Source organism: Enterococcus sp. AZ109 (assembly GCF_051714625.1).
Classification (GTDB): domain Bacteria; phylum Bacillota; class Bacilli; order Lactobacillales; family Enterococcaceae; genus Enterococcus_A.
Window position 1 is genome coordinate 2,195,512 of record NZ_JBIOSF010000001.1, and the last position, 15,001, is coordinate 2,210,512.

The following is a 15,001-nucleotide window of genomic DNA, read 5'->3' on the forward strand; positions in this document are numbered from 1 at the left end:
CCCCAAAAGTCGGCTTTTAAGCAACTAAAAATTCTGGGTAAGGGACATGATATGCTTGGTCATTTTTGAAAAATCTCTTCAGGTTAAAAATGGTGTCTTTAAGAGATTGCTTTTCTTGTTGCTTGGTTCCTTTTATCAAACTTTTTATATTGATTGCGCCTATCTTAAACGAAAACCAGATTTTGGTGCGCAAGAATCCCCAGACGGGCATCTGATCTACGCGATAACTACGGCGTAAAATCGATGGTACGTCTTCAATACCATTTCTGAATTGGGGGAGTTTTTGAAACCCTTCGATTTCCATGAATTTCAGATGTTCTGTTCGTACAATCTTCTTTTTTGTCATGTAGCTGCTTGCTTTGATAATTTTGGTTTACAGGTTTCAAACAATGGACAAGCTTCGCAAGTTTCTTTATCAAACCAGCCACAATGGACCTTATTGTCATTGACAATGACGCTCATAAGAGCAAGTTTAATACAAGGAAGATGCTTATTACCAACTTTTGAAAGGAATCACAGATTCATCATTATCATCTGACCTACCGAAAAAACAACAATAAAAATTTGACTACTTTTTACTTGTTTCCAAGTTAACGATAGATAATTTTTAAAAATGAACGATAATAGTATGCTTACTATAGGAACTACGGAGTGAACGAAAAACAATAAAAATCTATTGGAAATTCCAAAAAATTGTAGAAAAAAGTCCCCTAAAAATATAATAAGACATAGATACGTAACAAACCATTGATATTTATCTATCTTGTTGTTGTCCTCATCGTTTCTATTTTTAATCATATTACATCGCAACTCCTACTCCATAGTTAGTCGTTTGTGAAGAATTTGGTCTAAAAGCCAAGATAAGTCCCCCTGTGTACGTTTCTTAGGTTCATTTTACTACTGTAGACAGCATGACATCTTTACTTTTGGGGTACAAATCATAGTGTATATTTATTATAGCATGAGCGACTACGTTTGTATTCACATTCCAATACGGTCTAAAGTTTTCTTATACGTTCGCAACCTGATTTAACCAATCGCTCAGCTGGCGCAAGTATCCAACATGCTGCAAGCCGTGAACAACCTAATGGCCGGCCGGACCACCTTCGTTATCGCTCACCGTCTATCGACGATTAAGGATGTCGGTAAGATCCTTTACATGCAAGACGGCGATATCAAGGAACAAGGAATACACGAAGAACTACTAGCCAAAGGCGGCTACTACGCTGCTCAATATTTTTGTCGCTCAACTCTGGGAAAGATCATCAATAGTATGTACGTTCACACTGAAGAATTTTCTATTCCAGCTAAAAAATCATTTTAATAAAAATTGCTACCTGAATGTGGCATTCTTTGTATGTCCTTTTATACAAAAATACTTCATTATTAAGAATATAGAAAAGGAGGAAGCCTAATGAATATCTCAGAGAGAATTAAGTATGAGAGGAAAAGAAAAGGATGGACTCAAAAAGAACTTGATGAAAAGCTTTTTGATTTAACGGGATTTAGTATATCTACTGATACTATTAAAAGAAGAGAAAAAAATGATTATGAAGGATTGACTCTAGTAGAAATTCAGTGTCTGTGTGAAATTTTCAATATACAGCCATCTGATTTTTTAGAAGAAAAGAATAAGTTTGAAATTGATGACTCAGATCTAGAATTGTTGAGTTATGGTGAAAAAATTGAAGGCGTTACGAGTATGATTAGTTACTCTGATTTGTTATCGATGTTTTATATCGCTCCTAAGAATAAAGTATCTACTGTTTTCCGATACGACATGGAACTTAGACAGATGAATAGACTACTACCGTATCCTTCTATTCACTCTTTTTTTTCTACTTTGGAAACTTTGTTTTTATGGTTGGAGAATTATGATGATGAGGATTTTAAAGAAGAGCATGCTGTAATTGCAAAGAAAGATAATGTAGGAACGAGAAGCCAATATGATCCCAAAATCATTTTTGAAACAGCTGAATTGATTACGATTGCAGAAGGGATTGCGGATGAATTAGGTGGCTATATCGAAATCATCAACGACATAAGCAAGGCTTTAGGGGGAACTGAAAAAGTCTATTCGAAAAGATATATAAGAAAAAATCGATTTTTCTAGGAGGATATTATGAGAATACGAATGAAACGCATTGGCAATAAACTTAGAGAGGCAAGAATCCGTAGACACCTATCTCAGAGTCAATTAGCAGAAAAAGTGAATGTTTCAGTAGAAACTATTTATAATTGGGAAAACGGAAATACATCACCTAAAGTAAAAAAGATCAAAGAACTATGCTCGACATTGAAAATTGATATAGATGATATATTGGATGATAAAAAGATGTATCTTCAAGAAACTCAAGCATTAATTGACATGATGGAAAAACTACTACTTCTTACGAATGAGAAAAATTCCAAACAATTTTTTTCAAATTATTATTTCATTGAGAGGGAGGAAAGGATAATCTTTCCTGACGATGCAGCTGATGATTTTGAGAAAGCAATGTATGAGGAAATTTACAATGATCCAATTTTGCTTCATTTTTATGGAGATAATAGCGGACGCTGGTGGAAACGAACGAAACTCAGTGAGAACTATCAATCGAAACTTCAGAAAAAAGTTTTGCAGAACAGGCAGTCGTACCCATATAAAAAAATTGAAGAATTTGAAAATTCAGTAGAGTTTATAAAGGCAAAAGAAACTCTAGAAGATTTTTATTGTTTTTGGGCATGGATATCGCAAGTATTAAACTTCATGATAAGAGAATTAACTATCAAGGGTTTGGAATTGATAGCGATCCCGATATCAAATGAAGAATACCACAGATACAAGCAATACTATCCAAAGAAACCTGCAGAGTTTTTGATGTTTATTTTAGTGGATCGTTTGACCGAAAAATTATACAAAGAAGGTATCCTAAATAAAGATTTTGACAGGAATAAGGCAGTTGAAATATTTAAAGAAGATATTCACTTTGATATATATTTGAGGAGGTGGATCAAGGGATATAATTATGTCGATAAGAAAACATATTATACAGGAGATATAATTAAGTATCACAGAAGTAAAAATATGCTCATCCATCGCAACAGCAATCCTTTAATGGGAAAAGAATTTGAATAGATAGTTATAGAAAAAGACTACGAGAGTGATTGGGTCATATAATCCATATTTGACATGCTGATTGCGACTACTGGGGCTGGAAACCCTAGTTGTTCGTTTAATACTACATTTAGCCCCACCAAGGAAATCCTTGGTAGGGCTAAATGAATTCTATTATAGGGTTTTAGTTTACTTCTAATCCACAGTCAAATTTACTTAGAAATCTTTTGCGATAGACTAAACAAGTCCACTAGTATTTTAATTATTCACTGCAGTAACTGTTGAGGTATCCATGAATGTTGAAGACACAACTTTATAGGTAGCCGGATATCCATTGCTAAGATCTTGTTGTTCCAATTGTCCCGAACTATTTATTCGAAACATATCAAGCGTGTCTATCTGTTGTTCACTGTGGTCCACGCGAACATAGGCATAGCCATCACGATTTTCTACAGACAGTTTGTAGGGAAACGAGGTTCTGCCCAGACTGAATTGTTTGTCTAGCACAGCGCTGACCCACTCTTTTAATTGATCAGAGGTTAAATTCTTTGTATCAACACTCGTGCCAGAAGCATTTTCTGCGGGAGTTCCTTCAGGGCCGAAAGACCAAGTAATGGTATGTCCATTAGCATCGGTTGTCCAAGAATCAAATGAAATAATCCCATTGTTCAAGGTATAAGGAATATTCCAGTGTTTAATGATTATCATGTTATCCGTCAAGGTGTATGGAGCATCATGGTCTGGTCTATACGTGCCTAGCAGCTCAACGTGGACAGTAGAATCATCAATAAAGTTAAATCCAACCACGCCATCATGAATTAAGTTTTGTGGAGCCTTATTCTCCGCCATTGCCTGATTGGCATCTTGACCGTCATATAGTAACGGGACCATCGAAAATCTTTTCCCTAATATTTGGTTTCGAGCAGTACTTATAACGTCCAATTCATTAGCAGATGAATCCTCCACATCGCTGCTCGATTCTTCCGAACTACTATTTGTAGTCGTACTTTCAGTCGTTGAACTACTTTCAGAATGTTTTACGCTGCTGGTCTCTTTAGTAGAGGTTGCAGTTGTATTAGTATCAGGTTTTTGACAAGCTACTAGCAAAAGCATGCTTGCTAGTAGAGTTCCAACCAAAAGATTCTTCTTCATTTTGTCCTCCTTGATTCTTTAGTAGTATAAAAAACATGTATTATTTTATTGATAGCATGATTATATCATAGAGTTTCCATTGTTAAGTTTGTGATGATGTACAAAGAAGCTAACAGCTACGGTAAGATAAAGGAGCAGCTGTTAGCTTTTTCATGTTTTTAAAATTTATTGTCCACTTTTTAGCCGTTTCAAACGTTGTAAAGGTGAAGGGAGAATCTAAGATGAAAAAGGATGTGACATTTGAAAAAGTTCTACTTTCACTAGGGGAAGAAGTCATCAACATTTTAATCAAAAGAGGTAGTACACCAGAAGACGCCCAAGATGCTGTTTCTCAAACCTATATCACCATATTCTCGATGCTCACCGATATCACGCAAGAAAACTTGCGGCCTTGGTTCTTCAGAGTGTCATTCAACAACTACATAAACATGTACCGGAAAAAAAGACGAGAGCAAGACTTCACTCATAGCCAAAGTACGAACGAATCGGATCTGATGGAGAACCATTCAACTATGTTTGAACTCATTGATTCATTAACGACTGAAGAACAAGAGATGATTGTGCTTAAGTATTTTTACCAACTATCTTACATTGATATTTCTGAATTATTAGGCATATCGATCGAAACGGTGAGAAAGAAACTATACCGAAGTCGAAAAAAATTGAAAAACAACTGGGAGGACTAACCATGGACTTAAACAAAAGCATTCAAAAAGCGAAAAGAAAAAATTTAGTACGGATTGTCTGTATCTCAATCCTAAGTATCAGCATTATTCTGGGTGTGCTGATTTTTACATTAGACAAAGTTGCGACCAGTAATTATCGCAAATTAAATGACACACTATTTAACTATCAAACCATCGCTTCCCCTAATACCCAAATCGATTCCCAAGTGATTGCTAATAGTTCTTTTTTAGGTGGGGAAGTTGTAACTAATCAATCTAAGAATATTGATGGATATATGGTTCCGTGGACCAGCTTGCGCAATAAGTACGATATTTTGAAGAGTTCGATTGATTATAACGAGTTGACTCCTTCCTGGTACCATTCAGCAAAAATTTCCTACGAGTATAATCGACAGACTAAACAAAAAGTAGCCACCTTCTATAATCCGACCATTGAAGATTATTACGATAACGTGAAGAATGAGCTGACTGAAGTAACACAGATGGATAATACTGTAGCTGAGATGGCAATTTCTTTTGACAAGCCGTACACATACAGTGAAGTGAAAGAAATGATCCCCGAGAATTTGAATATAGTGTGGCTCTATTTGTTCTCCGAGGAAAGGGATGAAAGTAAAGGACCTGCCGGAATATCTGTATATGGATTTCAGCTAAGCAAAGATTCCGATAATAAAGCAATTGATGAAGAAGCGGATAAGGATAGTTTCTTCAGCTCATTTGAAACGCATTTTTTGCAAATGGATAACCAGAAAGCAGCTAAGTTTATCCGTGAGAATAAGGATAAGGATGTTGATGAACTTCCAGTCTTGGGTGTGATGGTTACTGGTCAAACGCAAAATTTTGCGGAGCTTGAGGATCAAGCGTTTGTAAGAGGGAGTTCTGTGGGGGTGACTGTGCCAGTTGTACCTTATATTGAGCCGGAGAGGTGATTTATATCTGAGAACCAACTGAATTGTCGATTTTGACTAATCAAACAGCGAGACAAGTTGTTTAGCGCAGATGAATCCAAATTTTCATTTTTTGAGTAATAATTTAAACCAGCGTCTTACTTCAGAATCAAGTCGCTGGTTTTTTTGAAGCGTATTAGTTTGGCGTGTCTGATTTATGCAAAAACAAGTGAGCTGATTCTAGGAAAAAATTCACTTCTCTCCCCTCGGAATCCAGCAAAACGGTAAGGGGCTTTTGGACTCTCACACTTGGGGTCTTTTTTTTAATTCTTCAAGCTGATTTTCTAAAGTACTTGTGCGATCTAAAAAATCCTGATAAAAAGCATTGAAAACATGAGCGTTTGCGTGAAATTCCTTGATTATTTTCTTCTTGTTTAAAGGGATTGCTCTATTACTAAAAAATCGTTTAGCATGGATAATGCTTTTGTCCACGATTGAATTTGGTAAAAAGTATCATTTAAAAGGCATATATCCTGATAAGTGATTTCCTTAAGGGGTTGATTGTTTTTTGTCAGTATTCTTTCTTTTTGTTGTCTTTCCATGGCAAGCTTTCTCCTTCTTTAAGAATTGTAATAAATGCCCAAAATATTTACCTGCGAAAACATTTCTTAACTGATTTTCTAATACCTTAATATTCCCATCTTTTGTTTTGCTTATATCAGCAAAGGTTTTGTATACATTATATATTACCATGCCTATATAAGCAATGAAGAAAGGGGCTTTTATTATGAAAGAAAAAATGCTGGAAATAAAAATACATAATTTGCTGGATGAACACGGTATATCTTTGAGTGAATTATCTAGGCTGTCTGATATTGAAGTAGCAAGATTAAGTGAACTAGCTAACGGTAAAAGACAACGAATACAAATCAATCATTTAATTAGAATTGCAGAAGCTTTGGATATAGATGATATTGGTGAAATTATTCAACTAAAAAATATTGAATAAGTCTGGGAAGCGATGGTTTGGAGATTGATAAATAGGGCGGTTGATAGGGACTATCAGTTTATGGGTTACTTAAAAAGTGTGTGGGAAATATAGAATGAAGAATAGAAACTTCTGTGGCTTCCAATTGAGTAGAGATTTTGAGAATAAATCAATTGATACCTTTATTCAAGAAAACAAAAGTAAAGTTGTTTACGAGCTGCCAGTTCTGGGGAAGTAGATCCAAAGTAAGGGTGAATATTCATTATTTTCACTAAGTATAGCCTGGTTTATAAACGAATCGAACAGAAAGTTATTGACAAATAACTCGTTTTGAATAACACTTGTTATATGGGGGAGTCAAAGCGAGGTATAGGAGATGGGTAAAGAAGTATTTATTAGTCATTCAAGCAAAGATCAAGCGTATGCAACAATTTTTGTAGAACTACTCAAAAGTTTTGGTTTCCGAGAAAAAGATATTTTTTGCAGTTCAACCTATTCAACAGGAATCGTTTATGGGGAGCGAATTTTTGAACGGTTGAAAAGTGAACTTACAGATGGACCAATCATGCTTTATTTGCTGTCGCAAAATTATTACGAGAGTGTGGTTTGTCTAAACGAAATGGTAGCATCCTGGATGATGAGTGAACATCACTATCCTGTGGCGCTGCCTCATTTTGACGTGCAAAAAATTGTGGGAGCGATTAGTTCGGATCGTTTAAGTTTAGTTGCTGGAGGCCAGTTTAAAATAGAAGATTTATTCCGTTTGATCAAAGCAATTAATGTTTTTAAGGGAGTAGGAAATGAGAGATATAAAATCAGAGAACATTGAAGAAAGTATAAGAAGTTCATCTACCCTTGAAGAGATTTTGGATTTAGCTAAAAGATATTATTCTCTTATTCCTATTAGTGAACGATCTATAATTTTTAATAGAGTTTTATTTCATAGGAAAATAGATCCTGAGGATGCTTATTTTTCTTTAAAGTTAGCAACCAACTTATCGTTTATTTTTGTAGCCTATCCTGAGAGAAAATTTCCGCGTTTTTATAATTATTTTAAACGAAATAAAATAGATTCTGAAATGCAAATATTTAGATGTTTTGTTATGAGAATCCACGATATGTACACTAGGCAACAAATGGATCAAGTAAATGAGAGTAATGATAAAAATTTTTCTACGTATCTGAATTATCATTTTCATTACCCTTCTATTTCTACTGGAGATTATATAGAAGTGTTCAAGTTATTTGACGGTACATCGAGAGAGGTATATGGCTTTTCGATCTATAATATTGTAGATATATTATTGTGGCTTACTTGTGATGTTGTTATTAATAAAGAAATGAGTAAGTATAGATTAACAAATGAATGGATAAGCTTTAAACAGATGAGAAGGAAGTTCAGCGATAAATCGTCTTCATTTATGATAAGCCGTCTTTTCATAGACGAGGCGGAGATAAAAGATAAATTTATATATCCAACAGACATTCTTAATAATTTCAAAGGAAGGATAGGGATAAAAACTAAGCATGGGTATTTTGTTCCGCAAAGTTCTTTCGTTTTTGAAAATATTTTACGCTATTTAGTAGAAGCCGAAAAATCTAATGAGGTAAAAGGAAAAATTTTAGAGAAACACGTTGAAGAGGTACTTAAGGATTATTTTGGTAAATCAAATGTGATTAAAACATTCTACGATGCCTCAGGAAACGAACAAGACATTTTGGTTAGATACAAAAAATATTTTTTTTCCATAGAGTGTAAAGCGCAAGATTTCAAGGAAATTTATAGAGATCAAAAACAAGCATCTACAAGATTAACTAGAATTTTTAATCGTGTGATCTTAAAAGGATGTCAACAATGCGAGAGAGTTAGAGAAAATTTTTCGGACAATGACAGTGTTGTTTTTTTTGATTCAGACAATAAAAAGAAAAGAAATGTTGTTATTGAAATACCCAATACAAAAAAGGTTGAATTAGTTAAGGTTGTAGTAACTTTAGATGACTATTTAAATTTATCTGAATCACCACATGATTTTCTTAGTCCAGAATATGAAGATACTTGGATTGTAAATTTGTTTACTCTAAAAAGAATTCTATGGGCATCTGAACCAGATCAACTTATTGAATATATTAAATATAGAACATCAGGATTAAAAACAATAAGATCAATTAACTCTGATGAATTAGAACAATACGGGTATTTTGTAAGTCCTAATTTTAATATGTATCCACAAAATGATGTAGATATCACAATAAACTTACAGCAAGGTTTTTCAAGAGTTTTTGATGAATATGATAATTATTCATATAGAAAACAAATTAGAGACTGGAAGGAAAACATCGTGAAGTAAATCGTATAAGTGGATAAATGTATTGGGAAATTAAGCTTTTTCTATCTATCCATGTGTGATATATCAATCAAAATAGTTTTAGGAGGTAAGTATGAAGATTTCATCAATATGCGTTCATAATTTTCGGAAATTACAGTTATCAAAAATCGATTTTAGTAAAACAACAACGCTTTTTGTAGGAGCAAATAATAGTGGAAAAACAACTGCTATGGATGCTTTGGGAAAGTTTCTAGCAGATAGAAGGTTTGAATTCAACGATTTAACTGTATCTAATAGGGTTCTAATCGATAAAATTGGTAACGACTGGATAGCAGAAGAGGCGGAAAGTCCTAATGGTTTGAAAGAATGGGAGGAAATTTTGCCTAAAATGGATATTTGGTTGGAAGTTGAGAGTAATGAATTCCATTATGTTGCAAATATTATTCCCACACTGAAATGGCGAGGAGGTAATTTAGGCGTTAGAATAGTTTATCAACCGGAAGATATCGATACTCTTTTTTTAGAGTATCGTACAGCTTATAAAGCTGCTAGGACTACTGAAGATGTTGGAAACAAAGAGAAGAAAATTCAACTTTTTCCTACAAGTTTAAGTGAATTTTTGAACAAGAGAATTCACGCTTACTTTGGGGTAAAATCTTACATTCTTGATCCGGATAAATACAATCAATACCCACCACAAGAAACTCAGTACGAGATGGATTGCTTTACTAGTAATCCATTAAAGCAAATAATACGGATAGATATGATTGACGCGCAAAGGGGATTCTCAGATCCAGATTCTTCCAATGAAATCGGGAAGAGGAATAATCAACTGTCCAATCAAATGAGAAGATATTACGATAGACATCTAGATCCAGAGAAACTTCCAGTACCAGAAGATATTGATATTCTAAGGGTAACTGAGGAGGCTAGGAAAGTTTTTGACGATAATTTAGAAAAGAAGTTCTCTCCAGCAATTGCAGAATTAGAAGAATTGGGCTATCCAGGATTAAGTGATCCTAAGATTACAATTACTACTAGAGTTAACACTTCCGAAACGCTGAATCATGACTCAGCAGTTCAATATTCTTTAAGTAGAAATAATACATCGCTGAGGTTGCCAGAAAAATACAATGGACTAGGCTACCAAAATCTTATTTCGATAGTTTTTGATCTTATGAGTTTCCGTGACAATTGGATGAGAGTAGGGAAAGCTCGTAAAGAATCCGAATATGACGGAGACTTAATAGAACCATTGCATTTAGTCTTAGTTGAGGAACCCGAAGCCCATTTGCATATGCAGGTTCAGCAAGTTTTTATTAGGAAAGCATATTCTGTCTTGAGAAAAAATGATTTTTTAGAAAACCACTCTAATTTTTCTACTCAACTAGTAATAAGTACTCATTCAAGCCATATTGCTCGTGAGACCAACTTTGCTAACTTACGTTATTTCAAGCGAATTTTCGAGAATGATCTATGCCCAGTTTCGACAGCTCAAGTTGTAAATCTTTCTGAAGTGTTTGGGAGTGGAGATAAGACAGACAAATTTGTGACTCGATATTTACAATCTACACACTGTGATTTGTTCTTCGCTGATGCTGTAATATTAGTAGAAGGATCTGCTGAAAATATATTAATCCCTCATTTCATAAGGAACCACTATCCTGAGTTACACTCAAGATATATAAATATACTCAATATCAATGGACGCCATTCTCAACGTTTAGATCCGTTGATCCAGAAATTGTGTATACCAACACTTGTTATTTCAGATTTAGATTCTGCGGAAAAAGCTGGACACCATAAAGCTGCTATGCCCCAAAAAAATGCAAAATTAATTAGTAGTAATGCAGCTATAACTAATTGGTTAGTTAAAGAAAAAGATTTAGATAACCTTCTATCGTTAGAATATGCTGAAAAAGTTTTTGATAGAAAACATCCATACGATTATTCTGTTCGAATTGCATATCAAACTCCAGTTCTAGTAAAGTGTAGTGAAGCAGAAGAACCAGAAGAAGCATTATCAAGTACTTTTGAAGATTGTCTAATTTATTCCAATTATGAATTGTTTAAACAAATTGAAGAAACAGATGTTGGCAGTTTATTGGAAAAAGTAAGCGGAGTTTTAAAAGAATCAAAATCTGTTAGTGAGTTACAAGAAGGTATTTATAATGCAATAAGGGATGGGAAATCTGATGAGAAGGCTGAATTCGCTCTAGATTTAGTATATGCTTTTGCTCCAGAAGACTTAACTATTCCTCCTTATATTGCGGAAGGATTGAAATGGCTACAAGACTTGCTTCAGCCGATGGAGGTATAATAAATGACTGACGTAGAGAAAGAACTTAAAATGTCAGATAACCATGTAGATGATCACGTAGATGAAGAAATTAAGCAATGCCTTCTAAAAGATAATCATAAAAGCTTTTTTATGTTTGCAGGGGCGGGCTCTGGGAAAACCCGTAGCTTGATAAATATTTTATCATTTATAGATAAAGAATTCGGGGAAGAACTTTCCGTACACTCTAGAAAAGTCGCTGTCATAACGTACACTAATGCTGCCTGTGATGAGATTTCAAAAAGACTAGGTTTTAAACCAATTTTTGATGTATCTACAATTCATAGTTTTCTATGGGACCTAATTAACCCTTATCAACATGATATTAAAATGTGGATTATAAAATCGATCGAATCAGATATATCAAAACTAACTGAGAAGCAAGCTAAAGGACGTAAGGGGAACGCGGCACTAAAAAGGCAAGAGGACATAGTGAAAAAGTCTAAACGATTAGAAAAGATAAAATTCATCAAAAAATTTTCTTATAATCCCAACGGAGAAAACACGGGCTATGGTTGTTTAACCCACAGTGAAGTAATAAAAATAGGCGCCTATTTTATTTCTCATGAAGAGACAATGCAAAAAGTTTTGATTGGAAAATATCCAATTCTTTTTATTGATGAAAGTCAGGACACAAAAAAAGAATTAGTAGAAGCATTGCTAATTGTCTATGAAAAATACAAAAAAGATTTTGTTATTGGTATGTTTGGGGATATGATGCAGAGAATATACATGGATGGTAAAGATAATCTATCATCATGTATTCCATCTGATTGGAAAAAACCAAACAAAGTAATGAACCACAGGAGCGCAAAACGGATAGTTGAGTTAGCTAATACCGTACGGAAGACAATCGATCAACATGAACAATGTCCAAGATCAGACGCAGAAACAGGGATTATACGTTTATTTATAGTAGATGACAATTCAAACAAAGAGAGTGTTGAAAAATCGGTACAACAAATTATGTCAAGTGTTACAAAAGATGACAACTGGTTGATTTCAACTGAATATAAAAGTTTGATTTTAGAACATCATATGGCAGCGAGTAGGTTCGGGTTTTCAGATTTATACAGACCGCTTCATGAATCAAGAAAATTTGATTCTTCATTAAGAGATGGTTCAATATCAGAACTGTCATTTTTATCCAGTGTTATTTCTCCTTTAATTACTGCTTATCAAAATCAAAATGACTTTGAAGTCTCGAAAGTCATTAGAAAGCATTCGCCCTTTCTTGGGAGAAGTAAATTCGAAGAAAACCATTTCAATCAAATGGAGATTTTGGACGAAGCAAATCGAGCCTTTGAAAAACTAGTCAAACTCTGGGAAAATGGTAATAATCCTACATGCATTGAGATATTGAAAAATATTAAAAAAACTCAACTTTTTGTTTTGAATTCGCGTGTGGATCAAATATTAGCTCCACCCGTAGATGATGAAGATGTTAAAATTGCAGCGCTTAGAGAATCTTTATCTGTAACGTTTGATCAATTAGAACGTTATTCAAGTTATGTTACCAACAAAACCCAATACGCTACACACCAAGGTGTTAAAGGATTAGAATTTCCAAGAGTAATGGTTTCTATGGATGATTCAGAGGCTAATGGTTTTTTATTTAGCTATGAAAAACTTTTTGGTGCAACTCCAAAAACTGAAAGAGATCTGAAGAACGAGCAAGAAGGTAAAGATAGCAGCATCTTAAGAACAACTAGACTTTTTTATGTAGCTTGCACTAGAGCGGAAAAAAGCTTAGCAGTGATTGCTTATACTAAAAATAAAGAAGCTGTGAAAGAAACCGCGAGGATGAATAAATGGTTTTTTGAAGAAGAAATTGTGGTGCTATAAAGCTAGTACAATAGAAATTAGGTTCTATTCGATTTGTCTTTTCATCAAGCAAAAAAGCCTATAAACGCCGTAAAATCAACGTTTATAGGCTTTTTCAGGCTACTCCCACTCGACTGTTGCTGGCGGTTTCGACGTAATATCATACACAATCCGGTTCACATGATCCACTTCATTGACAATCCGCACAGAGATCTTTTGCAAGACATCCCATGGAATGCGGGCGAAGTCGGCAGTCATGCCGTCGATAGAGGTTACTGCACGGATACCGACCGTGTAATCGTAGGTACGACCGTCACCCATCACACCAACTGAACGGATGCCTGGTAAGACAGTGAAGTATTGCCAGATATCGCGGTCTAGGCCGGCATTAGCGATTTCTTCACGTAAGATAGCATCGGATTCACGAACGACTTCTAGTTTTTCTTCGGTAATTTCGCCAAGAACACGGATACCTAAGCCTGGTCCTGGGAATGGTTGGCGCCATACGATTGAGTCTGGCATGCCAAGCTGTGTTCCTAGTTCGCGGACTTCGTCTTTGAACAGAGTGTTCAATGGTTCGATTAGTTCGAACTGCATATCTTCAGGTAATCCACCCACGTTATGGTGAGATTTGATTGTTTGGGCTGTTTCGGTTCCTGATTCGATCACGTCAGTGTACAACGTACCTTGGGCTAAGAAAGAGACGCCTTCTTTACCAGCAAGTTTCGTTGCTTCGTCATCAAACAGGTAAACAAATTCATTACCGATAATTTTGCGTTTTTCTTCTGGGTCAGAAACGCCAGCTAATTTGTCTAAGAAACGTTTTTTAGCATCTACTCGGATAATGTTTAGTCCGAATTTTCCGCCTAGAGCTTCCATGACTTGCTCGCCTTCACCTTTGCGCAATAGACCGTGATCCACAAAGATCGAAGTCAATTGGTCGCCGATGGCTTTTTGCAGCAACACACCCACAACCGAAGAGTCCACACCACCAGATAGGCCTAGCAAGACTTTTTTGTCGCCGACTTGTTCGCGGATGCGAGCAATTTGCATGTCGATAAAGTTGTCCATGCTCCAGTCACCGGTACATTGGCAAACTTCGTAAGCAAAGTGACGCAACAGGTCGTTTCCATATTCAGAATGGCGCACTTCGGCATGGTATTGGATACCGTAGAAGTTGCGGGTTGTATCTTGAATTGAAGCGATTGGGCAGTCGGCAGAAGTTGCGACTGTTTCGAATCCTTCTGGTAATTGAGTAACTAAGTCACCGTGGCTCATCCAAACAGTTTGTTCTTTTGGTGTGCCGGCGAATAAAACGGCATCGTCGGAAGTAACTTCCAATAACGCTTTGCCGTATTCACGGTTTTGCGCAGGTTCAACTTTTCCGCCTAGGTTGTAGGTAATTAGCTGCATGCCGTAACAAATACCTAAAACGGGAATGCCTAAGTCAAAGATCGCAGGATCAATCGAGAAAGCTCCTTCGTCATAGACACTGTTTGGTCCACCAGAAAGGATAATTCCTTTTGGCTTCATAGCTTTTACTTCTTCGGCAGTGATGCGGTGGCTCAATAGTTCTGAGAACACACCGAATTCACGGATACGACGAGTGATCAATTGGTTGTACTGGCTACCATAGTCAAGTACAATGATTTTTTCAACGTCTGTCATTTCGTTGGCAACGTTTGTCACAATTATTCCCTCT

General features: G+C 35.5%; 13 protein-coding genes and 1 pseudogene. 10 read left to right on the top strand and 4 right to left on the bottom strand.

Annotation, left to right across the window (positions count from 1 at the left end; all coding sequences use genetic code 11):
• Positions 1–16: 16 nt before the first annotated feature.
• Complete coding sequence (locus tag IGI42_RS10480; RefSeq protein ID WP_438715799.1) at positions 17–346, bottom strand: hypothetical protein; 330 nt, start codon at positions 344–346, stop codon at positions 17–19.
• Positions 347–1,072: 726 nt separating this feature from the next.
• Between IGI42_RS10480 and IGI42_RS10485 the strand changes: the two are divergent.
• The 3 genes and pseudogenes from IGI42_RS10485 to IGI42_RS10495 all read left to right on the top strand — a co-directional run.
• Positions 1,073–1,324, top strand: a pseudogene (locus tag IGI42_RS10485) (hypothetical protein); the annotation flags it as partial.
• A 90-nt stretch (positions 1,325–1,414) separates the two neighbouring features.
• A complete protein-coding gene (locus IGI42_RS10490; RefSeq protein WP_438715800.1) occupies positions 1,415–2,113 on the top strand; it encodes a helix-turn-helix domain-containing protein in 699 nt (232 codons plus the stop codon).
• 9 nt (positions 2,114–2,122) lie between these two features.
• Positions 2,123–3,118, top strand: a complete 996-nt coding sequence (locus IGI42_RS10495; protein WP_438715801.1) for a helix-turn-helix domain-containing protein — start codon at positions 2,123–2,125, stop codon at positions 3,116–3,118.
• Positions 3,119–3,355: 237 nt separating this feature from the next.
• Here the strand turns inward: IGI42_RS10495 and IGI42_RS10500 are convergent, their stop codons facing one another.
• Positions 3,356–4,234 carry a hypothetical protein gene (locus IGI42_RS10500; RefSeq protein WP_438715802.1) on the bottom strand — a complete coding sequence of 293 codons (879 nt, stop codon included), beginning with the start codon at positions 4,232–4,234 and terminating at the stop codon, positions 3,356–3,358.
• Between the two features lie 236 nt (positions 4,235–4,470).
• Between IGI42_RS10500 and IGI42_RS10505 the strand changes: the two genes are divergently transcribed.
• Together IGI42_RS10505 and IGI42_RS10510 are read left to right on the top strand one after the other, a co-directional pair.
• Positions 4,471–4,935, top strand: a complete 465-nt coding sequence (locus tag IGI42_RS10505; protein WP_438715803.1) for an RNA polymerase sigma factor — start codon at positions 4,471–4,473, stop codon at positions 4,933–4,935.
• Between the two features lie 2 nt (positions 4,936–4,937).
• Positions 4,938–5,864 carry an anti sigma factor C-terminal domain-containing protein gene (locus IGI42_RS10510; RefSeq protein WP_438715804.1) on the top strand — a complete coding sequence of 309 codons (927 nt, stop codon included), beginning with the start codon at positions 4,938–4,940 and terminating at the stop codon, positions 5,862–5,864.
• Between the two features lie 392 nt (positions 5,865–6,256).
• Here IGI42_RS10510 and IGI42_RS10515 read toward each other — a convergent pair whose 3' ends face one another.
• Entirely contained in the window at positions 6,257–6,424 is a 168-nt protein-coding gene (locus tag IGI42_RS10515; protein ID WP_438715805.1) for a hypothetical protein, read from the bottom strand.
• Positions 6,425–6,609: 185 nt separating this feature from the next.
• Here IGI42_RS10515 and IGI42_RS10520 point away from each other — a divergent pair, with 185 nt between their 5' ends.
• From IGI42_RS10520 to IGI42_RS10540, 5 genes are all read left to right on the top strand, one after another.
• Positions 6,610–6,831, top strand: coding sequence for a helix-turn-helix domain-containing protein (locus tag IGI42_RS10520; RefSeq protein ID WP_438715806.1), 222 nt, complete (start codon positions 6,610–6,612; stop codon positions 6,829–6,831).
• A 355-nt stretch (positions 6,832–7,186) separates the two neighbouring features.
• A complete protein-coding gene (locus IGI42_RS10525; RefSeq protein WP_438715807.1) occupies positions 7,187–7,639 on the top strand; it encodes a toll/interleukin-1 receptor domain-containing protein in 453 nt (150 codons plus the stop codon).
• A complete protein-coding gene (locus tag IGI42_RS10530) occupies positions 7,611–9,158 on the top strand; it encodes a hypothetical protein (RefSeq protein WP_438715808.1) in 1,548 nt (515 codons plus the stop codon). The genes IGI42_RS10525 and IGI42_RS10530 overlap by 29 nt, the downstream gene beginning before the upstream one ends.
• Positions 9,159–9,249: 91 nt before the next feature.
• Positions 9,250–11,457 (top strand): AAA family ATPase, encoded by a 2,208-nt coding sequence (locus IGI42_RS10535; protein WP_438715809.1) that lies wholly within the window; start codon positions 9,250–9,252, stop codon positions 11,455–11,457.
• Between the two features lie 3 nt (positions 11,458–11,460).
• Positions 11,461–13,320 (top strand): UvrD-helicase domain-containing protein, encoded by a 1,860-nt coding sequence (locus IGI42_RS10540; RefSeq protein WP_438715810.1) that lies wholly within the window; start codon positions 11,461–11,463, stop codon positions 13,318–13,320.
• 99 nt (positions 13,321–13,419) lie between these two features.
• Here IGI42_RS10540 and guaA read toward each other — a convergent pair whose 3' ends face one another.
• Complete coding sequence (guaA, locus tag IGI42_RS10545; RefSeq protein WP_438715811.1) at positions 13,420–14,988, bottom strand: glutamine-hydrolyzing GMP synthase; 1,569 nt, start codon at positions 14,986–14,988, stop codon at positions 13,420–13,422.
• Positions 14,989–15,001 lie beyond the last annotated feature (13 nt).

Bases quoted from the DNA above. Each gene is read 5' to 3' on its own strand.
- IGI42_RS10480 (WP_438715799.1), bottom strand. From the start codon at position 346: ATGACAAAAAAGAAGATTGTACGAACAGAACATCTGAAATTCATGGAA.
- IGI42_RS10490 (WP_438715800.1), top strand. From the start codon at position 1,415: ATGAATATCTCAGAGAGAATTAAGTATGAGAGGAAAAGAAAAGGATGG.
- IGI42_RS10495 (WP_438715801.1), top strand. From the start codon at position 2,123: ATGAGAATACGAATGAAACGCATTGGCAATAAACTTAGAGAGGCAAGA.
- IGI42_RS10505 (WP_438715803.1), top strand. From the start codon at position 4,471: ATGAAAAAGGATGTGACATTTGAAAAAGTTCTACTTTCACTAGGGGAA.
- IGI42_RS10510 (WP_438715804.1), top strand. From the start codon at position 4,938: ATGGACTTAAACAAAAGCATTCAAAAAGCGAAAAGAAAAAATTTAGTA.
- IGI42_RS10515 (WP_438715805.1), bottom strand. From the start codon at position 6,424: ATGGAAAGACAACAAAAAGAAAGAATACTGACAAAAAACAATCAACCC.
- IGI42_RS10520 (WP_438715806.1), top strand. From the start codon at position 6,610: ATGAAAGAAAAAATGCTGGAAATAAAAATACATAATTTGCTGGATGAA.
- IGI42_RS10525 (WP_438715807.1), top strand. From the start codon at position 7,187: ATGGGTAAAGAAGTATTTATTAGTCATTCAAGCAAAGATCAAGCGTAT.
- IGI42_RS10530 (WP_438715808.1), top strand. From the start codon at position 7,611: ATGAGAGATATAAAATCAGAGAACATTGAAGAAAGTATAAGAAGTTCA.
- IGI42_RS10535 (WP_438715809.1), top strand. From the start codon at position 9,250: ATGAAGATTTCATCAATATGCGTTCATAATTTTCGGAAATTACAGTTA.
- IGI42_RS10540 (WP_438715810.1), top strand. From the start codon at position 11,461: ATGACTGACGTAGAGAAAGAACTTAAAATGTCAGATAACCATGTAGAT.